The following is a 15,021-nucleotide window of genomic DNA, read 5'->3' as shown; positions in this document are numbered from 1 at the left end:
GATTCCTCCCACACATAGAAAGGGCGCTTTGCTTCGGCGGGGCGTTCTTTTTCGTGCATTAAACCGGGATCCATAGCTCAGCAGGCAGAGCATCCGGCTCATAACCGGAAAGTTACTGGTTCGACCCCAGCAGGATCCATTCATAACTACAGAGAATTGAGAGGTGGTGGTATGCCAAGAGCCAGAAGCCCGAAGCGGGACGAGGCATATAAGATATGGCTTGACTCGGGCGGAAAGAAGAAGTTAAAAGACATCGCTTCTGATCTCGGAGTATCAGAGACCCAGATCAGGAAGTGGAAGAATTTAGATCAATGGAATGGTAACGTTACTAATCAGTCGAAAGGTAACGTTACCAAACGGAAAAGGGGCGGACAGCCGGGTAATCACAATGCCACAGGTCCGCCTGGGAATAAGAATGCAGAAAAATACGGTTTCTTCTCGAAGTATCTTCCAGAAGAGACCGTTTCTATTATCCAGGAGATGCCGACAGATCCGTTGGATATCCTATGGCATGAGATACAGATCGCTTATGCCGCTATTATCCGGGCGCAGCAGATCATGTATGTCAAGGATAAAAGCGATAAGACCATTGAGAAGGTGGAGAAAAAGGATGGCAATGTAATTGGGGAGAAGTGGGAAGTACAGCAGGCCTGGGATAAGCATGCGAACTTCCTGAAAGCTCAGGCAAGGGCAATGTCGGACCTGCGCGGGAGTATCCGGCAGTATGATGAACTGCTGCACAAGCGTTGGGATCTTGCCACAGATGAACAGAAGGCGCGGATCGAGCAGATGAAAGCCAACACAGATCGTCTTAAGAGGGACTCTTCTGAGGCTGAGGAGGATGGAGTTGAGATCATTAATGACGCAGCGGAAAAAGAAGCAGGTGAGAATATCGGAGATCATCATCCCGAAGTACCTGGGGATCTTTAACAATAAATCATATAAGCATATCATTCTGACTTCCGGCCGTGCTGGTACGAAGTCCAGTTATGCGGCAATCCGGGCGGATTATCAGATTGTGTCGGATGCCCATGGATCTGTGGTGGTTCTCAGGAAGCATCATAACAAGCTTCGGAAGACGGTGTATAAGGAGATGCTTAGAGGGATCAACCGGCTTAAGATCCCGAAGAATAGATTCAACATTACGAAATCACCGATGGAGATCACATATAAGAAGTATGGAACCACAATCTATTTTTCAGGTTCGGATGGCATTGACGATACCAAAGGTATCATTGACGAGGATAAGCCAATCAAGCTGGTTATCCTGGATGAGCTGACAGAATTTTTCGATGATGGTGAGGGAGAGGATGAGCTGACCAATATCGAGGCTACCTTCGTCCGCGGGAATAGCAGCGGGTTTCAAATGATCTATCTGTACAACCCGCCGAAGAATCCGAATGCACCGATTAACCAGTGGTGTAAGAAGATGGAAAAGCGTTCTGACTGCATCCATATCCATACGGATTACCGAGATGTGCCGGTGGGATGGCTTGGACGGGATCTGATCGACACTGCTGAAGAAATGATGCAGGCGGATCCGAAGATGTATCGTTGGGTGTGGCTTGGGGAAAGTACCGGTATTGATGACGCGGTCTACTACATGTTCAGCCAGAGCCATATCAGGGAACCGGAAGAGGGGCAGCGATTTTCGATTATCGGGATCGGCGGTGATTATGGACAGCAGAATGCGACCACGTTTCAGGCTGCGGGGCTGGATATGGCGAATAGGCGGTTGAAGGGACTGGCGGAGTATTATCACAGCGGACGGGAATCGGGACATCAGAAGAGCCCGTCGGAGTATGCGGGGGATTTTGTTGATTTTGCAATGGGATTGGGAGAAAAGTACGGAGGGGGAAATGTCCGTTTCTATTTGTTCCTGGATCCTTCGGCGCAGGGGCTCCAGGAAGAGATCAAGCGTGCCTGCAGGGGTGCGAATGTCCCTGTGGTCATCCGTAATGCGGAAAATGATGTGAAACTGGGGATCAGCCGTGTTCAAAAGCTGCTGACGTTCCATCTGCTGGATGTATCAGCCGGGCAGAACAGAGCCATAAATGAGTTCCAGACGTATGAGTATGACAAGGACTCCATAGAGAAGGGGAAGGAAGAGCCGGTCAAGATTGGGGATCATTGTATGGATGCAATCCGTTATCTGGTGATGGGAATGTGGACGAAGGTGAAGCATTGGCTGCCGGTATCTGAAAGAGAGGATTGAGGATGGATATATTTGCTTATTTTAAGGAGAAGGGGATTGACACGGTTGATCGGACGTTTTACAGGCAGATCGAGGTGTGGCGTAGTTGGTACAATTCCAATGTGCGGAAGTTCCATAAGTATAAGGTATACAGAGGGAATGGCACTTCTGTCAATTGTACCCGTTATGCGCTTGGGATGGCGAAAAAGGTGTGTGAAGATATGGCTGATCTGCTGCTGAATGAACGTGTCACGATTACGATCGCAGATGAAACTACGGATGCATTTGTGAAAGAAGTTCTTGCCGATAACACCTGGGAAGAGCTGGGAAATGAGTATCAGGAATGGAAATCTGCGCTTGGAACGGTTGCTTATGTGGTGTATGTCAAGGATGCGGTGGTGGATGAAGCCGGGAATATGAAGGGTGGGAACGTCGGGATCAACTATGTGGAAGCTGCCAATATTTATCCGACTTCCTGGAAGAATAAGATTGTTACGGAATGTATCTTTACATTCCCGACAACCTGTAAGCGGAAGAAGTATATCCAGTTCCAGTATCATAAGCTGGAGGATGTACCAGGGGAGAACCGGAAGCAGTATGTGATCGAGAATTGTGTGGTGGAGAATACGACCGGAGCAGGGAAGGAGCTGACGCCGGAGCAGTGGGAGGAGATTCCTGCATTCAGCGGACTGGCAGCCCGGATTGAAACAGGTTCTGCCCAGCCTCTTTTTGTGATCGACCGTCTGAATCTGGTCAATAACGCGGATGAGGACACCACGAATCCCATGGGTGTTTCCTTGTTTGCGAATGCGGTTGATACGGTCAGGAAACTGGATCTGGAGTACGACAGCTATGCGAATGAGTTCTCGCTGGGGCGTAAGCGTATCTTTGTAGCGCCGGAGCTGCTTACTGCGCAGAATGGAGAGGCGGTCTTTGATCCGGATGATACAGTGTTCTATGAATTGCCGGAGGATTATTTTAAGGATACGAAGGAAGCGATGCACGAGGTTAATATGGATCTTAGGATTGAGGAGCACAGCAGAGCCATTAATGATGATCTGAACTGGCTGTCTTTGAAATGCGGCTTTGGAACGGACCGTTATAAGTTTGAGGACGGCGGGGTGAAGACGGCTACGGAGGTGATCAGTGAGAATTCGGATATGTACCGGTCATTGGTGAAGCATGAGCTTGTGCTTGACCGGGTTCTGACTCAGTTGATCCAGACGATCATCCGTGCCGGTGTCAGTATTGGGATTCCAGGATTGCAGGAAAATGCAACGGTCACGATTGCCTTTGATGATTCGATTATTGAGGATAAAACAACGGAGCGGCAGAGCGACCGGCAGGATGTGTCTATGGGGGTGATGCCCTTGTGGGAGTACCGGGCAAAATGGTATGGAGAGACACCGGAAGAGGCGCAGAGGAATCTTCCGGAACAAGCTAATGTGATAGTGGAGTAGAGAGGTGTGGATTATGAAAAAGAAGAAAGTTCCCTGGCATTTTGATCTCATACCTGTTGGTAAAGAAGAGTCAGATAGAATAAGAGAACAGATAAAGAATGGAATTCCTTCTAATATGTTTGTTATAAGGGAAAATAAAATCTACTGCGGAGGTGATTGAATCATGATGCAGGGCGGACTGGAGGGAATACCGATCCCGTTAGAGAGAACGATGTCTGAGCTGGAGATGCGTATCATGGCTGACATTGTCCGTTCGATTCGGGTTAACGGGTTTTCTACGGCGAAGGCTGACTGGCAGATGCAGCGTATGATTCAGCTTGGCGAGTCTGAGGAGAATATTAAGCAATGGATCCGGGAGGCGCTTGAAGCTACGGATGAGGAGATTGACCATATTTTCTCGGATACGGTGTATGAGCAGTATTATGGGTATCAGAGGGCTTATGGGGAAGTTGGAAGGAAGCAGATCCCGTTCGCGGAGAATCTGGAGCTTCAGGTTCTTCTGGAATCGGTGAAGGTGCAGACGAAGGCGGAATTCAGGAATCTCACGAATTCGTTAGGGTTCGTGATACGCAATCCGGGTACGGGGAAGATCTGTTATCATCCGTTGATGCAGTTTTACCGGGAGACGCTGGATGGTGCGGTGATGGACATCGTGTCTGGTGCGGTGAGTTATGATGTTGCAATCGGCCGTGCGATCAATGCCATGACAAACAGCGGGCTTCGGACGGTGTATTATGATTCGGGGCATAGTAACCGGGTGGAGGTCGCGGCAAGGAGGGCTGTTATGACTGGATTCCGGCAGGTTCAGGGGAAGATCAATGAGCAGGCGGCGAGGAATCTGGGAACGGATGTCTATGAGGTTACGTATCATGTGGGTGCAAGGCCGGAGCATCAGGTATGGCAGGGGAAGGTGTATACTTATGAGCAGTTGCAGAGTGTATGTGGTCTTGGTTCGGTAACGGGGCTTCATGGGGCGAACTGTTATCATGATTATCATCCGTTTATACCGGGGGTATCTGTCAGGAACTATACCGATGAAGAGCTTGATGAAATGATGGAAGAGGAGAATACGCCTAAGGAGTACCAGGGGAAGGAGTATACGGCATATCAGGCGTTGCAGAAGCAACGCCTGATGGAGAGGGGGATGCGTAAGACCCGGCAGGATATCAAACTGCTTTTGGAAGGGGATGCGGATGAGGATAGTATAATTCTTAAGAAGGCGCGGTATCAGGGGGAGATGCAGAAGTACAAGGCATTCTCCAAAGCGATGAAGCTTCCGGAACAGATGCCCAGGGTGTACCAAGACGGGCTGGGGCAGGTATCGGCAGGCGGTATACATATGAAACTCAGCGATACCACGGATAAGTGGGCAAAAGCAGCAAGAGAAGAAATTCTTAAATCTGAAAAAAGTATCAGAAATAGAAAGCATGAAACAATGGAAGTATATAGTGCATCCGGAAAATATATTATGACAAAACGAGGAGATTCAAATAGTGTTAGGATGTCAATTCTTGATTACAAGAAGTTAAAAGATGCAGTTGTGACACATAATCATCCGTCTGGAGGATCATTTTCAAGTGATGATATAAAGTTCCTTAAGACTATGCCTATATCTGAATTGAGAGTTTCTACGGATGAAGGTACTTACTTTATTAGAAAACCTAAAAATTGGCCAAAGGAGATTAATACTAGAAAGAAAATAGAAGAAGTTATATCAGATATAAAAAACGAATTGAAACCTAAATACCAAAAGATGTATAATAGAGGAGAAATTAATAGAAGGCAACGTCATCAGATGCTTATTAACGAGGTGAATCAAGTGTTTGCAGAAAGGTATGGTTTGGAGTATGGACGAGAAACTTATGGATAGAATCTTGAAGGAAAGAAAAGTAAAATTTGATGAAATACCGGAAGGGTTTGATATTGAAAGTTTGCCGGAAGATATTGAGATTATTTTTGAAGAACATTTTCCGGAATTAGAAGACAGTTTTTGGGAAGATGAGGATTAAGTACCGCGCGTTCTACGGAGTGCGTGGTATTTTTATACCCATTTTTAGGAGGTGAGACAGTTGATTGATGTTGCGGTAAACTTGAATGGGATCCATGTATCAGGTCATGCGGATATCGCGCCGAGAGGGTTTGATATTGTATGTGCCGCGGTTTCTGCCCTGACACTGACTTTGATCCGGGGACTTAGGGAGATTGCCCTTGTGGAGATCACGGAGGAGGTAGGGCAGGGGAATATCTGTATTGAGTGGCAGAAGATGAATGATACAGGCAAGGCGTTGGTTGATACGTGGTTTCTGGGTATCTGTGGAGTGGCTGCGGAATACCGGGGTATTAATTTTATAAGTAATGAGTGATGCATCCTATAGCGGAGTGCTTTTTTCACGCCTGACGGGGCGGTAAATACGGGATTATCACAGGAAAGTGAGGAGAGAAGATGAGAAGATATTATTTTGATCTGCAGATCTTCGCGGACGGCGGCGGAGATGGTGCCGGCAGCGGCGGTACAGGTGCGGGAACGGCCGGGAATGGAACAGGCAACGGCAGCCAGGGGAATGCCGGGGGAGCGCCTGGAAGGGCGACGTATAGTTATGAGCAGGCGGAGCAGATCGCGGAGGCGAGGGCGGACCGGGCAACGAAGGCGGCTCTTGCGGATTATTTCAAGCGACAGGGCATGAGTGAAGAGGAGGTCACGGCAGCGATCGCGGATTACAGGACGAAGAAGGCTGCCAGCCAGCCGAATGTGTCAGCCGTGGAGAAGGAGCGGGATGACGCGCTTGCGCAGGTGGAGGAGATGAAGAATACGAATTACCTGCGGGATAAGGGTGTGAAGTCTGATGATCTGGACTATGTTTTGTTTAAAGTCGGCAAGCAGGTGGATGACAAGACGGATTTTAAGAAGGCGGCAGACGCGTTCTTGAAAGAGAACCCGCGTTTTACGGGGCAGGGTTATAAGGTGGTTTCCACGGGGAAACCGGACGGCGGATCTGGCACAAGCCAGACGACACATGATTCAATCAATGCTTCCATCCGGTCGGCGTTTGGAAGGTAAGGGAAGGAGAATGAGATATGAACAGGAACAGAAAGATTTTTGATTTGCAGTTATTTGCCGGTGAAGGTTCTTCTATCACTAGGTCGGATGCGGAAGCGCTGATCCCGGTGCAGGAGAGCCATGAGATCGTCCAGGGCGTGGTAGAGCAGTCGGCCGCACTGCAGCGCGGCAAAAGGCTTGCGAATATGACGGCTGCGCAGTACAAGATGCCGGTGCTTGATTTGCTGCCGGTGGCGTATTTTGTGAATGGCGAAGGCGGTTCGGCGAAGAAGAAGATGACGAACATGGCATGGGATAAGAAAGTGATCTACGCGGAAGAGATTGCTGTCATTGTGCCGATTTCTGAGGCGGTCCTGGATGATGCGGACTATGATATCTGGGGCGAGGTAAGGCCGAGGCTGGTGGAGGCGTTCGGGCAGAAGATTGACGGCGCTATTTTATTTGATGTTGATAAGCCGCAGACTTGGCGCGACGGTGTTGTGACTACGGCCACGAAGGCGGGCGCGGTTACGACGCTTGGATCGGATCTGTATGATTCTATTTTGGGTGAGAATGGTGTGATCGCAAAGGTTGAGGAGAGCGGCTATTTTGTCAACGGGCATATGGCGGACATTACGATGCGGGCGAAGCTCAGGGGATTGAAGGATTCTACCGGGCAGCCGGTGTTTAAGTCTGATATGCAGACCGGGACGGCTTATTCCTTGGATGGTTCTCCGATGAACTTCCCGCGTAACGGTGCGTTTGACCGGAGCAAGGCGCTGATGATCTCCGGTGATTTCTCTCAGTTGGCTTATAGTATCCGGCAGGATATTACTTTTAAGCTGTTTGACCAGGGTATTATCCAGGATCCGGCAACGGGGGATATCATGTACAACCTGATGCAGAATGATATGGTTGCCCTTCGTGCCGTGATGCGTCTTGGCTGGGAGATCCCGAATCCGATTAATGCGATGGCGAAGGATAAGGCGAAGCGCTGTCCGTTTGCCATCATGAAGAATAGTGCATCTGCAGGGGCGTAAAATGGGGTGAGACAGGATGTTGGTTTATGTGGATTTGGAATTCTATAAGAACCAGTATCTTCTTGGCCGTGCACCGAAGATCCCGGATGCGGATTTCCCTTATTGGGCGATGCTTGCATCCGGGGAGATCCGGCAGCGGACGTTTCAGCGGGTGGAGGCCTTAGAAGTGATTCCCGAGGAAGTGAGGATGTGCTGCTGTGAGCTGGCAGAGAAGCTGTATTCGGTGGATGCCGCAAAGGATGAGAATGGGATGATCCTGCAGAGCTACGGCAATGACGGGGAGACGGGTACTTATAAGACGGATGAATTGTCGGAAGCGGGGATCCGCCGCAGTGTAGCGGGGATTGTCCGGAAGTGGCTTGTGAATACTGGGCTGATGTATTGCGGGGTGAGGAGATGAATCCGAATTATAACCAGACGGTCACGGTCTATAACTGTCTCAGGGCAGCTGATCATCCTGATGGGAAAAAGGATGTCTGGCAGAGGACGGTGATTCATAACTGTTTCTACAAGAACGTGATCGGGCGCTTGGAGTATGCGGAGAAGGAGCCGAGGATGGACAGTGTTTATACGGTCCGGATCCCTGTCTCTGGGAAATATAAACCTTACCATGAATGGATTCGGCTTCCGGATAAGGAGCGTAGGGAGTATTTCACTTGCAGGCAGAAGGATATCGTGGTCAAGGGGGAATGCGGGGATGAGATCACGGGTGTTTCTCCGGATACGGCGTCTCAGGTATTGGCCAGGTATAAGCCGGATGCGTTCGTGGTTACTGCGTTTTCTGACAATACGTCGCATCGGATGGCGAAGCATTACCGGTTAGGAGGTTAGACGGATGGACGTTGATTTCAGATGGAACAAGCCGATCCCGCAGATCGCGAAGGAAGCTCTGGGCGGCGACCGGACATTGTTGTTCATGGCGAATGAGGCGAAACGGTTGATGGATCCTTATGTCCCACAGCTTAACAGGGGGCTGGCGGAGGAGGTGGAAACTTATGTGGAAGGTGACCATGGTGTTGTGCACTATATTTCTACTTATGCGAATTATCAGCATAAAGGGATCCTGATGGTGTCCAGGATCACGGGGAGTGCATGGGCGCGGATGGGCGAGAGTAAGGTCACGACGGGCAGGAAGTTAAAGTATAACAAGTCCCGGCATCCGTTGGCCACGTCTGAATGGGATAAGGCGATGAAGGCGGCAAGGATGGGGGATCTTACGGGCGCGGTGCAGCGGTTTGTGAATGGAGGGGGAGCATGACAAAGCATGAGATCATGAAGGCGTATGTGGAAGAGAAGGTTTCGGAGCTTATGGGTTCGTTGACTTCTTTTAATTTTGCTAATGATTCTCCGGATTCGGTGTCGTTTTTGACGAATTATTCCGGTAAGACCGTGAAGAAGTTCCTGCGTGCTGCGGATAAGGAGTATGCATTTTCTATTGTGCTCACCTGGCATTATTCTACGGAGACGGATGACCTGAATATGCAGGCTATGAATCTTGCGCAGAATTTTATGGACTGGATCGAGGAGCAGAACCGAAAGAGGAATTTTCCGGATTTTGGGAGGAGATGCCAGGTTAAGAAGATTGAAAACTTACAGAACATGCCGAACCTTGCAACGGTGGATTGGGAGAATATGACTGCCCAGTATGTGATCCCGTGCAGGGTTCTTTATTTTGAGAAGGAGTGAAAGATTATGAAGGTTAGTGAATTGATGAAGGGTTATACTATCAATCCGGATTATGAAGGATGGGTAACGAATGATGATTATGTGTTTGCGATCGATGTTGCGCCTGGCGGGGATGCGGTTACGCCGGACGGGGATTTTGAGGTTGTGGAGATGGGGATCGCGGGTCTTGACTCTCAGATGAATCCGGTCACGCAGGATAAGCAGTATATCCGTTCCGGGCAGAATACGATGAAGACGGGGACACAGCGGTCTTTTGCGGTTACCGGCGACAGGTATGTGGGGGATCCGGCGCAGGATTACTGTCTGTCTCACAAGATGAAGTATGGCACTGGGAATAGTGTTGTGACGAACTATGTTTATTTCAATATCCTGAATGGAAAGGGCGAGAAGGGGAAGGTTTCTATTATCGTGAATTCGGATGGTTCCGGGAATGCGGGGGAATCTTCTGCGGTAGATATTGAGTTTAAGAAGATTGGGTCTAACCCGACGGAGTATACCTATGCGGCGAGTGGTGTACAGCCAACGAATAATATGCAGGATGACGCGGGGATGGAGTAGGAGTGCGGCAGATTGAAGCAAGGAGGATGAGTGACTATGAGATTAATAGAGATTGAGGTCTTGGGGGTGAAGCTTCAGGCGGGGCTTCTGAATCCAAAGGTTGCAAGGAAGTATGAAGAGGGCCTGGAGAAGGTCCTTAGGACGGTTGAGGATGCGCAAAGCTGTGGCAATGGGGCAGAGGGCATTGAGATGATGTGCGGCGCTGTGGTTGATTTTGTTGATGAGGTCTTTGGTGCGGGGAGTGCTGAGATGGTGCTGGGGGAGGAAACAGATCTTCTGACTTGCCTGGATGCGTGGGAGGAGCTGACGGAATTGTATGAGAAGCAGGTGCATCCGATCTTGGAGGAGCGTAACAGGATTGCCATGGAGAAGGCTTGGAAGAAGATGGTGGTATAGGGTGAAGGAGGATTTTATTACCGGGAAGCTTCCTGAGACTGTGACGATTGACGGGGCTGCATATCCGATCCGGAGTGATTTCCGGGTCGGGATGCAGTTTGACCGGATCTGGGGGAGTGGGATGGATGAGAGGGATAAGGTCATTCAGTTGCTTGGGATGTATTATCCGAGGATTCCGGCGAATGTCCCGGAGGCGGTCAGCCGGATGTTATGGTTCTACCGGTGCGGGGAACCAGAAAAGAGGGAAGAGGATGGAAACGGCGGGAGGCAAAGATACCAGCGCAGGACTTCTAAGGAGCCTGCGTATTCTTTTGCCCAGGATGCGCCGTATATCTATGCTGCTTTTAAGGAGCAGTATGGGATTGACCTGACGGATGCAAGGATGCATTGGTGGAAGTTCATGGCTTTGTTTGAGTCTTTGAATGAGGATACGAAGATGAGCAGGATCATGTATTACCGAAAGGTGAGCACGGCGGGTCTGCCAAGGGAGAAGCGGGCGTTCCTGAATGAGATGAAGAAGCTCTACCGGATCACGGATGCTTCGGCTGCCGGGCATAAGTTGTCTCTGGAAGCCCGTAACAGGAAATGGAGAGCGTATGTGTGCGGAAGACAGAAGGAAGTTCATTCTGCAATGCAGTGCTAGGGTGGTGAGATAATGGCGAAAGACGGTACGATCAAGATCAATACGGAATTGGACAGCTCAAAGGCTCAGAGCGCCATGGCGAAGTTCTCCGGTACGGCGAAGAGTGCGCTGAAAGGGATCACGGTTGCAGCGGGGGCTGCCGGTACGGCGATCACGGCGATGGCAGGCTATGCGGTCAAGGTGGGTTCTGATTTTGAAGCGGGGATGTCGAAGGTGTCGGCGATCTCGGGCGCAGCGGGGGCGGACTTTGAGAAGCTGTCGGATAAGGCGAAGGAGATGGGGGCGAAGACGAAGTTCAGCGCCACGGAAGCCGCCAGTGCGTTTGAGTATATGGCGATGGCCGGCTGGAAGACGGAGGATATGCTTTCTGGCATTGAGGGCGTTATGGATCTGGCTGCGGCGTCTGGCGAGAGTTTGGCGGTCACTTCGGATATCGTGACGGATGCGTTGACGGCATTTGGGATGTCGGCAAAGGAGTCGGGGCATTTTGCGGATGTTCTGGCTGCGGCTTCTTCGAATGCCAATACGAATGTAAGCATGATGGGGGAGACGTTTAAGTATGTGGCTCCTGTGGCGGGCGCGCTTGGTTTTTCGGCGGAGGATACGGCGGTAGCGATCGGGCTGATGGCGAATTCCGGGATCAAGGCCGGGCAGGCAGGGACGTCTCTTCGGTCTATTATGACGAGGCTTGCCAAGCCAACGGATGAAGTGGCAATTGCGATGGATGAGCTAGGGATTTCGATCACGAACAGTGACGGCTCCATGAAATCTTTAAATGAGATCATGGGGGATCTGCGCAGTGGTTTTGCGGGCTTGAGTGAAGCGGAAAAAACGAATATGGCGGCTACGATCGGCGGGCAGGAGGCGATGTCTGGGCTGCTTGCCATTGTGAATGCATCGGACGGGGATTTTCGTAAACTGCAGACGTCAATCTATAGTTGTGACGGTGCGGCGAAGGGTATGGCGGAAACCATGCAGAATAATCTGAAGGGGAGTCTTACGATCCTTGGATCTGCGGCGGAAGGTTTTGGGATCAAGGTCTATGAGAAGATGCAGGTTCCGCTTAGGAAGGCTGTCGACGCCGGAACGGAAGGTGTCAACCGGCTGTCAAAAGCGTTTGATTCGGGTGGTTTGAAGGGTGTGGTATCGGAAGCGGGGAAGGTGTTCCATGAATTCGCGGATGAGATAGAGGGGAGCAGTAAGTCAGCAGGTAAGATTGTCCCTCCGCTCAGGAATATCGCAAACGTAGGATTGAGTCTTGGAAAGACAGTGATCCCTCCGGCTGCTAAGGCTTTTAAACTTCTGGCGGAAAACTTGGATAAGGCAGTTCCGCTGCTTGTAACTGGTGTCACAGCGGTCAAGGCTTATACTGTCGCAACATCGGCAGCGAGCGTAGTTAAAAAATTGTCAACCGCATATACGGCCAGTGCCATGGCATTAGATTTGTTTATTGCGGCTAACGGGACGTCCGCAGTTGCTACAGCAGCATCTACGGGAGCGGTCACTCTGAAACAGATTGCAGTGGGAGTATTGAGTAAGCAGTTGGGCATTGCAACGGCGGCACATGCAGCATTTAACGCCATAATAGCCACCAATCCAATTGGGCTGGCGGTGACAGCGGTCGCGGCGCTTACTGCGGGGTTGGTGGCGTATACAGTTATCTCTGATGATGCAAAGAGAAAATCGTATGAGTTGTCTGACAGTGAGAAAAAGCTTTTGGATACCTGTAATGAGCTGACGGATTCTTTGAACAGCCAGAGGACGGCGAGGGAGAAGTCGGTACAGGCGATTGATATGGAGTATGACGGTTATCGGTCCTTGCTATCGGAGTTACAGTCCATCACGGATGAAAACGGCAGGGTTAAGGCTGGTTATGAGGAGCGGGCGAGGGTGATCACCGGGGAGTTGTCGGATGCTTTGGGAACGGAGATCGCACTGACGGACGGTGTGATCCAGAATTATCAGGAGACGGTAGCTGCCCTGGATGAGGTGATCGCAAAGAAGAAGGCGGAGGCATTGTGTTCGGCTCTTCAGGAGGAAATGGCAGTTGCGTATAAGAACAGCCAGGAGGCGTTGCTTGCTTATAAGGATGCAGTGGCAGTTGCAAAGGAGAAAGAGGATGCCCTTGCAGAAGCGCAGCGCAATCTGAATGAGGTAACGGACCAATACGGTAATGATACCAGTCCGAAGGCTATGGCGGCTATGATAGAGGCAAAGAATGCGGTAAAAGAAGCGCAGACTGCGTTTGATGAAGCATCAGAATCCGTGGACGGTGCAAGAACATCTTTGAATGAACTGTCTGCTGAGGTCAATAATTATGATGCTCTTGTGGAAGCGATGCAGAGTGGAACTGTGGAAGAGATTGAATCTGCAATGAATTCTCTGGTAAGCGGGTATCAGGAGTATACGAAGGAAATGCTGGCTTCTTCTCAGACAGCGCGAGATGAAATGATAGCCCAGGCACAAGAGACAACCAGCGCCCTGTCTGTATTGGTGGAAGAGGGCGGTCAGATGTACCAGGCTTTTGGAGATGATGCTGCAGATGCGGCTGCTAAAGCGGTATCTGAGTTTCAGAAGTTGCCTGGGGGAATTAAAACTGCGGTCAAAGAGATTGGCACGGATGGCGCTGCGGCTATGGTGGCCGCTCTTGCGCAGGCTGATTTTGATGGGAAATTGAGTGAGGAATCGATTGCTTCCTATGAGGCATTTTTGTCAGGGCTTGCCAATCTTCCGGAAGGAACGCGGCAGGCTCTTTCGGATGCGGTCGAAGGCGCTATGATAGGAATGGATGGTTTTGACCGGATATCGAAGAAGGCAGAGGAAGAGGGGATCTCTTTTCTGGATGCTCTTAGGGCGGCGTTGGATGAGCATTCGCCGTCTAAGGCTACGGAAGAGATCTTCCGTCTGGCGATGGAGGGCGCGGCGCTTGGAGTGGATGCCGGGAAGGAAGGCGTGTTGTCGAGGGCCGGAGAGTTTATCGCGGCTTTCCTGGGTGTATTTACGGAATCTGATCTGGGTACAACGCTGCAGAATCTGGGGTCTCGGTTTATGTCTTTCTTTGGGATCGGCCTGTCTTCTCAGCAAGGTGCGTCAAGAAATGCCGGCAAGGTAAATGCGGATGCCGCGAATGCCGGGGCGGGGTCTGTGAATCCGAACGCTACGGGATCGCGGTTTGGTATGATGCTGGGGACCGGAGTGGCGGGAATGGCAGGTGCATTGTTCCAGAAGGGGAAAGGGATCGCTGACCGGGCGAAGTCTGGGGCGGGTACGGTGAACCCGACGGACACGGGCGGGAGATTTGGCTCTCAGTATGCTTCGGGTGTGGGCAGTAAGGCCGGTGAAGCGAATGCAAAAGGACGTGCATTGGCCAGTAATGCGGATTCTGGCGCAGGATCGAAAACGGGTTATCATTCTGGTTCTAACTTTGGAGCTGGTTTTGTCAGTGGGATCGGTGCGTGGCTTGGGCGTGCTGCTTCGGCGGCAGCCAATCTTGCGATGTCGGCGTACAATGCGCTGCGCGGCGCCCTGGCGGAGCGGTCTCCATCCAGGAAGGCGAAGAAGTCTGGTAAGAATTTTGACCTTGGGTTTGGGATCGGTATTGAGGAGAATGCAAAGGCTGCAGTTGATTCTGCCAAGGAAATGGCGGAAGGTGCGTTGGATGCCATTGATGTAGATGCGCTTTCTGAGAAGATGAGGAGTATGGATGTGCCGGATCTGATCGCGCGGATGGATCTGGCTGTGGAGGATAGGCAGTCCAAGGTAGTGGATAAAGTAGTTGGTGCTGTTATTGCGAAGGAGAAGAGCGGACTTGTGGATGAGGGTCGCGGCGGTAAGCTGGAGATTGATTATAAGCGTCTTGGACGGGAGCTTTCGAAGCGTCCGGTCATTGTGTCTGTGGAAATGGATAAAAGGGAGTTTATTCGGGTTACGGCTGCGGAGATGGAGCGGCAGATCGAGGAGAATATTTTCCTGAAGGAGATGCTGAAGGGGAAGAGGTGACGGTGTAT

The 15,021-nt window shown here is 50.7% G+C and carries 17 protein-coding genes and 1 tRNA gene; all 18 read left to right on the top strand.

The window, feature by feature from the left end; translation table 11 throughout:
- The first annotated feature begins 66 nt into the window (after positions 1-66).
- The 18 genes from VSQ62_RS22350 (at position 67) to VSQ62_RS22265 (ending at position 15,013) form a co-directional block, all read left to right on the top strand.
- Positions 67-139: transfer RNA gene (locus VSQ62_RS22350), tRNA-Met, on the top strand.
- 32 nt (positions 140-171) lie between these two features.
- Entirely contained in the window at positions 172-930 is a 759-nt protein-coding gene (gene terS, locus VSQ62_RS22345) for a phage terminase small subunit (protein WP_334636945.1), read from the top strand.
- Positions 848-2,215 carry a PBSX family phage terminase large subunit gene (locus VSQ62_RS22340; RefSeq protein ID WP_334636943.1) on the top strand — a complete coding sequence of 456 codons (1,368 nt, stop codon included), beginning with the start codon at positions 848-850 and terminating at the stop codon, positions 2,213-2,215. The genes terS and VSQ62_RS22340 overlap by 83 nt, the downstream gene beginning before the upstream one ends.
- A gap of 2 nt (positions 2,216-2,217) precedes the next feature.
- Positions 2,218-3,654 (top strand): phage portal protein, encoded by a 1,437-nt coding sequence (locus VSQ62_RS22335; protein ID WP_334636942.1) that lies wholly within the window; start codon positions 2,218-2,220, stop codon positions 3,652-3,654.
- 13 nt (positions 3,655-3,667) lie between these two features.
- A complete protein-coding gene (locus VSQ62_RS22330; RefSeq protein WP_334636941.1) occupies positions 3,668-3,814 on the top strand; it encodes a hypothetical protein in 147 nt (48 codons plus the stop codon).
- A 3-nt stretch (positions 3,815-3,817) separates the two neighbouring features.
- Positions 3,818-5,524: a phage minor capsid protein gene (locus VSQ62_RS22325; RefSeq protein ID WP_334636940.1), complete on the top strand. Its 1,707-nt coding sequence runs from the start codon at positions 3,818-3,820 to the stop codon at positions 5,522-5,524.
- The gene (locus VSQ62_RS22320; protein ID WP_334636939.1) at positions 5,517-5,663 is read left to right on the top strand and encodes a hypothetical protein; all 147 of its coding nucleotides are present in this window, start codon (positions 5,517-5,519) and stop codon (positions 5,661-5,663) included. Before VSQ62_RS22325 ends, VSQ62_RS22320 begins: the two co-directional genes overlap by 8 nt.
- 60 nt (positions 5,664-5,723) lie before the next feature.
- Positions 5,724-6,017, top strand: a complete 294-nt coding sequence (locus tag VSQ62_RS22315) for a ribosomal-processing cysteine protease Prp (protein ID WP_334636938.1) — start codon at positions 5,724-5,726, stop codon at positions 6,015-6,017.
- A gap of 80 nt (positions 6,018-6,097) precedes the next feature.
- Positions 6,098-6,712: a hypothetical protein gene (locus VSQ62_RS22310; protein WP_334636936.1), complete on the top strand. Its 615-nt coding sequence runs from the start codon at positions 6,098-6,100 to the stop codon at positions 6,710-6,712.
- A 17-nt stretch (positions 6,713-6,729) separates the two neighbouring features.
- Positions 6,730-7,731, top strand: a complete 1,002-nt coding sequence (locus tag VSQ62_RS22305; RefSeq protein WP_334636935.1) for a phage major capsid protein — start codon at positions 6,730-6,732, stop codon at positions 7,729-7,731.
- 28 nt (positions 7,732-7,759) lie between these two features.
- Positions 7,760-8,131 carry a head-tail connector protein gene (locus VSQ62_RS22300; RefSeq protein ID WP_334636934.1) on the top strand — a complete coding sequence of 124 codons (372 nt, stop codon included), beginning with the start codon at positions 7,760-7,762 and terminating at the stop codon, positions 8,129-8,131.
- The gene (locus tag VSQ62_RS22295; RefSeq protein ID WP_334636933.1) at positions 8,128-8,562 is read left to right on the top strand and encodes a DUF6751 family protein; all 435 of its coding nucleotides are present in this window, start codon (positions 8,128-8,130) and stop codon (positions 8,560-8,562) included. The genes VSQ62_RS22300 and VSQ62_RS22295 overlap by 4 nt, the downstream gene beginning before the upstream one ends.
- Before the next feature lie 4 nt (positions 8,563-8,566).
- Entirely contained in the window at positions 8,567-8,989 is a 423-nt protein-coding gene (locus VSQ62_RS22290) for a minor capsid protein (RefSeq protein ID WP_334636932.1), read from the top strand.
- Entirely contained in the window at positions 8,986-9,417 is a 432-nt protein-coding gene (locus VSQ62_RS22285) for a hypothetical protein (RefSeq protein WP_334636931.1), read from the top strand. The genes VSQ62_RS22290 and VSQ62_RS22285 overlap by 4 nt, the downstream gene beginning before the upstream one ends.
- A gap of 6 nt (positions 9,418-9,423) precedes the next feature.
- Entirely contained in the window at positions 9,424-9,975 is a 552-nt protein-coding gene (locus tag VSQ62_RS22280) for a phage tail tube protein (protein ID WP_334636930.1), read from the top strand.
- Positions 9,976-10,011: 36 nt separating this feature from the next.
- Entirely contained in the window at positions 10,012-10,371 is a 360-nt protein-coding gene (locus VSQ62_RS22275) for a DUF6673 family protein (protein WP_334636929.1), read from the top strand.
- Complete coding sequence (locus tag VSQ62_RS22270; protein ID WP_334636928.1) at positions 10,334-11,014, top strand: bacteriophage Gp15 family protein; 681 nt, start codon at positions 10,334-10,336, stop codon at positions 11,012-11,014. The genes VSQ62_RS22275 and VSQ62_RS22270 overlap by 38 nt, the downstream gene beginning before the upstream one ends.
- 12 nt (positions 11,015-11,026) lie before the next feature.
- The gene (locus tag VSQ62_RS22265) at positions 11,027-15,013 is read left to right on the top strand and encodes a phage tail tape measure protein (protein WP_334636927.1); all 3,987 of its coding nucleotides are present in this window, start codon (positions 11,027-11,029) and stop codon (positions 15,011-15,013) included.
- The last annotated feature ends 8 nt before the right edge of the window (positions 15,014-15,021 follow it).

This window comes from Sporofaciens sp. JLR.KK001 (assembly GCF_036941055.1).
GTDB lineage: Bacteria > Bacillota > Clostridia > Lachnospirales > Lachnospiraceae > Sporofaciens.
This window is presented reverse-complemented; position numbering and strand designations above follow the sequence as displayed.